Annotated in this window: 6 protein-coding genes; all 6 read right to left on the minus strand. The window is 34.7% G+C overall.

Features of this window, described 5'->3' with window-relative positions; genetic code table 11:
* Nucleotides 1–1,937, minus strand: a 1,937-nt coding sequence (locus QZ276_RS08135) for a hypothetical protein (RefSeq protein ID WP_292486990.1), incomplete at its 3' end; no start/stop codon positions are given.
* A 137-nt stretch (nt 1,938–2,074) separates the two neighbouring features.
* Nucleotides 2,075–2,929 (minus strand): hypothetical protein, encoded by an 855-nt coding sequence (locus QZ276_RS08140; RefSeq protein WP_292486993.1) that lies wholly within the window; start codon nt 2,927–2,929, stop codon nt 2,075–2,077.
* Nucleotides 2,930–3,356: 427 nt separating this feature from the next.
* A complete protein-coding gene (locus tag QZ276_RS08145) occupies nt 3,357–3,923 on the minus strand; it encodes a metalloprotease family protein (RefSeq protein ID WP_292486995.1) in 567 nt (188 codons plus the stop codon).
* 6 nt (nt 3,924–3,929) lie between these two features.
* Entirely contained in the window at nt 3,930–5,249 is a 1,320-nt protein-coding gene (locus QZ276_RS08150; RefSeq protein WP_292486996.1) for a hypothetical protein, read from the minus strand.
* Nucleotides 5,250–5,290: 41 nt separating this feature from the next.
* Nucleotides 5,291–6,067 carry a hypothetical protein gene (locus QZ276_RS08155; RefSeq protein WP_292486998.1) on the minus strand — a complete coding sequence of 259 codons (777 nt, stop codon included), beginning with the start codon at nt 6,065–6,067 and terminating at the stop codon, nt 5,291–5,293.
* 79 nt (nt 6,068–6,146) lie between these two features.
* Nucleotides 6,147–6,439, minus strand: a 293-nt coding sequence (locus tag QZ276_RS08160; protein WP_292487000.1) for a hypothetical protein, incomplete at its 5' end; no start/stop codon positions are given.

Raw genomic sequence — 6,439 nt, forward strand, 5'->3', positions numbered from 1 at the left:
AGTGCGTCAGACATTTCTCCTTCTTGTTCTGGGACTTGAACTGCAACTCCGTATTTTGCGAGTTCTTCTCGGACTTGTGTGAGCATACCACGGTGGTTTTCTTTGCCACCGCTGGCTGAACTTCCGCTATCTTGTTTGTTTGCGAGTGTTTCTCCGTCATTTGATAATCCGAGTTGTGTGCCATCGGAAGTGTGGATTTGTTCGAATAAGATGTTATTTTGTTCAACAAATTGTTGGAGGTCGTTGTATTTGTATTCGAGTCCCCATGCGTCTAAGATTGGTGTTACATCATCGTAATCAACATATTTTGCTTTATTGTATTCGTCATATTGTTCTACATCTGGGTTGTTGTATAAGACATATCGTTGTGCGATATCGATTGCTCTGCAAACTATCCATCGTTCTCGTTCATTAGAGACAGTATCATTATTATTTTGTGGTGAGTTTTCTCCGACGATAGATGCGGATGAAGCATCGACATTCTTTTGTGGACTACCAATACTACTTACGATAGTATCTCGGATAGTAATAGTTTCTCTCATTGTTCTTCGTGGTGGGTATGCAGCGAAATTGTTAAGTTTTTTTGCAGATTTATCTAAATCATCTTGTGGTTGGATGAATGATTGATATCGTTCTAAGTTTTTGATATTGTTTGGTGTGACTGAACGAATTTCTGTATCTGTAAGATAGTTAGCCATATATCCGTCTTCGGTTTTTAACCCAATCTTAATGATTGTATTCTCGGTTACTTCAGTAACAAGCTCTCTTGGTAATTGGTCTGGGTATTGTGATGCGACGAACATACCGAAGTTGTATGCACGGGCTTTCGAGAAGATATCTCGGATGTTAGACATTTCGTAGTTTGCTTCGTTAATTATTGTGTTAAATTCGTCAATCACGGAGATAACAAATGATTCTGGGCTAGACAGTTCACCTCTCTTCTTTGCTGCGAGCCATAGTTCTCGGACAAATAGCATTCCGAATACTTGTTTGTCTGAAGTTTCTTTCAAGTCAAGGATTAGATTACGGTCTCCACTTACATAATCGTTGAAATCAATATCTGATTCTTTTTGGAAGAACATGTTTCGGAGAGCGTTACGGTCGTTGAACTGTTGCATACGGTTTGAGATTGGGTCGAGTTCATCATCTACTTCGTAGTTCTTAATCTTCTCGAATCCACTTGGAGTCATCTCAAGTTCTTCACTAATGTTATTGATAAATATGTCGAGTGCGTCTTGGTCTGTGATTACAGTAATAAAGTCAGCAATTGTGAACTGTTGGTCGCTCATCATCATTGCACGGGAAATAGCACGGCTTGTTGGTTCCATTCGTGCCCCTGATTGGCTAAACTGTGACAACATCATCGTCACGAAAGTATCAACCTTATCATCAATATATTCTTTTTTCTCTGTTTCTGTTAAGTCGAATAGATTATAGCCAACAACTTCATCTGGACTTGTTGCACCTGGACGGACAACATCTGTTTTTTCGAGTTCATCATCTGGTAGTGTAGCAAGTAAATCTAATACATCGTCTTCTTTTGGTGTCATGAAAACAAAATTATTCCCATAAGTGTTGAATTGAGTGAGGATATTATGAATGTTGGTTGATTTACCGAATCCTGTTTTTCCAAACATTACACCGTGTTGATTCCATTCACTCAAATCATATCCATAAATCTTTAAATTACCAATATTGTCTTGTCCCCATCCAATATAGATGGTTGGGTTAGAGTTAGTTTGTTGTTTATTAATTTCATCTCGTGGGTAACCACCCATAAATGGGTCAATTTGTTCACTCCATTCACCAGAATCGTCTCTTCGTAGCACAATACCACCAATTCGAACTTCTTTTCCGTCAATTACTTGGTGATATTCTTTGGTTGTAAATTTACACGCAAATGGGTTTTGTGATATGTCATCATCTGTTGCAGGCACGACTTCTTCCGTATAACCTGTATTAGAATCTGAAAGCTTGTTGTAAATCCAGTCAAATAGACTTGCCATACTATATAATATTGGTATAAAGGGTTAAAAGTCTTTGGTTATTTGTATACGGTATAAAATAGTAGTAATTATTCGTATTGGATACCTGGTTGTGTGCTGTCTTGGATGAAGTGCATTAAGCCTGCAAGTTCATGGGGTGTTAAGACAGTTGGTCGTCGTCGTTGTAATCGTAGTGAAGCGTATGATTCTGTATCTGTGATACGATTATTGAAATCAATATCTGTATGTCTTCCAACGATTTTTGCTCCTTCTGTTGTCATCCATGCGTTATTGTTTTGTTGGATACCAACTAATTGTTGGTTTGTGTTAATTTCTGTGTTTTGTGTTCGGTATACTTCTTCAACTGTTGAGACAACTTCATTTGTGTAGTCGAGTAATTGCGTTTCGTCTTCACCGAGGGCAATGAGGCGAATTTTTGTAAGATATCCTTTAGAGTTTCCTTTATTCTTTACAGCGTCTGCAAGTGTATCATCGTCCACGAATAATTCAGCATATTCGTCAATACTGATACCGTTTCGAAGTAATAGTGGAGCAGTTACCATATCAAAAGGTCCACCGAAAGTGTTTATGATACCACTTTTAAATTGGTCTAAAGTTGACCCATCTGAATTAAATGTAAGTGCTTTAATGTAGTCTAACATTCCGTTTAATGTTCGTTTCATTCCGTTCCATTCGGCTTGTAATATGGTTGTGATTAAAATTGGTAATGGTCGGCGTTGTTTCCATTTGCTGTCTGCGATTGGTTGTGCGATGACTTGGTATTTATATGAGATGTTGTGTGATTGCCCCGCCATTTCATTTAATATTTCATCTAATGGGTCACGACCTTCAATATTATTATGCGTTGCAATTGGATGATACATGTCTTTATTGAGTTGGAAATCGATTACTGTCATATATTTTCCACTTTCGATTTCTAACATTTTTGTTTCAACATTTTCCATTCGTCCTGATTCTTCGTTAAATGTTATGAATCGTTGTCGTGTTTGTTCAGATTTTACAGTGTCTGAAATAAAGTTAAATGTTGTTCTATCATTTTCGTGATTCATTTCGAATCCAATTGTATGTCCGCTTTGGTGATGTTTGTTTAAGAACAGTTCCATTTCGTTCATCGTATTTGAAGCATTTCGAGACGGTCGTAATGCTCGAATATCTACTCTATCGATATATTGAAGCGGTTGTAGGAGTTTTCCGATATCTTTATTATCGAGTTGAAATGAGTTCATTATATATGTTATAACTTTGAAGGGTTAAAAACTTTCGGGGTATAATATGAATGCTTGGTAGTTTCAGGTATTTATTCTAAGTTTCTATAATTGAATTGCTGTATTTGTCGAATAAATAAGGGTTTTAGAGCGATAGTAATGTAAGATAGAGTGTAATTGCAATAATATAATCAAAGCCGAATATACGGACTTCTGCGAGGAATTGTAATGGTGGGATGATAAGATAATAACTAAGTCCGACTTGTGCGTTTTTACTATTGTCTTTGATATTGTTTATATCTTGAATGCTTGGGATTGCTTTTGCATAGAAGCAAATAATCATCCATGCTAATAGTATAGTAGTAAGAGTTGTTTGTGGTTTTATAACTACGAATAGGGATGTGGCAACTAAAGTATTAAAGAATAATGGTGCGATATTAATTAAGAGTTCTTTTTGATAACTAGTAGTATTTTCATATGTGAAATACCCAAATACTAGTTCTGATTCTGATTCAGATTTTGGTAAAGTAAATAATTTCCATTCATATATTTCTAATCCTAACAATTTACATGCGATATAGTGAGAGAATTCGTGAGAAACGATGCCGATAATACTAACTAATTCTTTTAGTTTATAAAATAGTAAAAATGTGTCTGATAAATATTTTGTATTAACGGTTTCAGCTGCTGTTCCAAAGGATATTTTACTCATAGTATATCACTTCTTGAATAGGTCTGTAATTGAAGTGTCGTTTGGGTCTTCAATACTGTAGTTTGATTTCATTTTATTAGTTGTTTCAGTTAATTCACCGTTAACTTTAGTTTGATAGTAGTATCGGTAGATTGTGTATAGTGCCATAATGAAGAATGGGCTGTATACTGCACCAAGAAACACAATATTTGAGAATACTTCTCTGAATAAGATAGCTATAATTGCGTAGAGTGTTGTTGTATTTACTAGCCAAATCCAAAGCACTGGATAATAGTATGTCCCTGTAACATCATCTGTTTCATAAAGTGTAAACAGTTCTTGAATATGAGAACTATCAAGTTTTGGAGTTGTTTTATTGTTCGAGTTTGGATTAATGACTACATCATCATAATCTATTGCAATATTACTTGCTTTGGCAGTAATTGAACGAGCAATAATTGTAGATTTATCTGAGTTGACAATTTTGATAAATTCTCTTGGTGTGATAAGTAGTAATCCAAATGAGAGGATGAATGTCACCATAATATATGGGTTCGTTGGTGCAATATTTGTATAGTTTAGTGTGTTTGTAATTGTAACACTTGTCCACACAGCGGTTGAACTAATAAGTGTGAAAATGAAGAAGAAATATGGGATTGTGATAGGTCCAACTGAGTAACCTGTATAATACGATGGTTGGAAGTATTGTGGTGGTGTATAGTATTCTAATAAGGTATAAACACCAATAAGTGGTAACAATCCAATAAAAACAATTACTGGATAAGTAATGAGTAGTGAATAGGCTATATTACTATATTCTCCGATAAGTGAAGTGTAAAATCTAAATCCAGACGGTGTGGTAACTGCTCCATAGCCAATCAGTCCGATACTGAGGACGATGAATGCAGTTAGAATTTTTCGGAAGTTATTCTTGAAAAATAGGCTTGGTGTGTTGTTTGCGACAATCTTTTCGAATCCTTTTACACTATACTTTGTCCTATCTGAGATACTATCAGTATTTGTTTGTGTTGTTGCAACGGCTTCATCGGTTGTTTCTGTTTTATTATAACAGTCTTGACAAACTGGAGTAAGATTATCTGGAAAAATTGCATCTTCTTTTGAATCATACTCATCAACAGGGTTTTTTAATACTAATACCAGTTGTTCATCACCATTTACACCACCTACTGTGCCACATTTACTACATTTATAGTCGTGTTCGTCTAATGTAATTGCAGATGCTTTTTGAAGGGTGTCGAGTTTTACTGAAGAAAGAGAGACAGCATATTCTGAGAGTGTATTGTTAATTGCTTTTTTCTCAATTTCAGTAATTTTTGGGTCTGACATATAGTAAGTATTATCGTGTAGTGTTAAAAATGTTGGGGTTATCATCGTGTTGTAATTGTGTTGTTTTGTTTAATAACTGTGTATTCTCCGTCTTTTAGTGAAATTACGATAGAATCTCCATCTCGTGTAAGTGAAATTACATTTGGTTCTTGTTCTATTGTATTAAATTCAGAGAGATTAGCATCTGTCTCAATTTTGATTGAACCGTTTTGTATTGTTTTTTGTTGTTGTTTAGTTGACTCGCCACGGATATTAAATACATATCTTTGTTGTTGATTTATATTGATATCTGCATCTGTATTCTGAAGTAAAATAACTTCATCATCTATAATGTTAATAGATTTAATTTGTGGTTGTGTATTTGATTTGTTTTGGTATAGCATGCTGTGAACATATGTGTATCTCATTGTGTCAGCATAATTATATTTTTTAATTATTTTGATTGAGTTTGTAGTATATGTATATGATTGCATTCCTGAATTATTTTCGTATGTTAGTGATGCGGTTTTATTACTATTTGTAACTTTGTATCCATAGTTATTTAGTTGTGCTTGTAATATGAACGGATATTGTATTTTTGAGTTGAAAGTTGTTTGCTGGCTAACATTTGTCGTAGTTACAAGGTTTGTTTTAGCGTCTAGGTCTAACATAGAGAGTTCAAAATCATCATAATGAGCAAACTCTTCATTTTCTGCTTGTATCTTAGAATCTTCTACATAGAATCCTGCTGCAATCACTAAAATTGCAACTAAAAGAACTACACCGATGACGACAGTTTGACCGTGATTGCTATTGTGTTTATTTACTATGTGAACCATATATACTTGTGTAATTGTATTCTATCCCTTTAACTATTAGGGTATACTTGTTTTAGTCTGGTTGAGTAGCGTTTCGTTTTTATATTGGAAGGAATCCACTGATGTATAATTCTCCGATGCCAAGTATACTAGCAGTTAACCCAATATACAATATAGCATATTTGATACCTGATAATATATCTCCTGTTTTTAATTGTCCTGACAAGAATCCAATCGTTATTGATAGATTGAATAGGGTTGACATAATTATTGCTTTGAAGAATGGCACATCAAACCCACCACTTCCGAACCCGAGTGATGTTCCACTTTCTTGACTTGGGATTGCGGATTGCATAATTGGCAAGAAATAATATAGAATTAGCATTAATACAC

It is taken from the genome of Methanohalobium sp., from assembly GCF_018609725.1.
GTDB lineage: Archaea > Halobacteriota > Methanosarcinia > Methanosarcinales > Methanosarcinaceae > Methanohalobium.

Bases quoted from the DNA above. Each gene is read 5' to 3' on its own strand.
- QZ276_RS08145 (WP_292486995.1), bottom strand. From the start codon at position 3,923: ATGAGTAAAATATCCTTTGGAACAGCAGCTGAAACCGTTAATACAAAA.
- QZ276_RS08155 (WP_292486998.1), bottom strand. From the start codon at position 6,067: ATGGTTCACATAGTAAATAAACACAATAGCAATCACGGTCAAACTGTC.
- QZ276_RS08140 (WP_292486993.1), bottom strand. From the start codon at position 2,929: ATGTTAGAAATCGAAAGTGGAAAATATATGACAGTAATCGATTTCCAA.
- QZ276_RS08150 (WP_292486996.1), bottom strand. From the start codon at position 5,249: ATGTCAGACCCAAAAATTACTGAAATTGAGAAAAAAGCAATTAACAAT.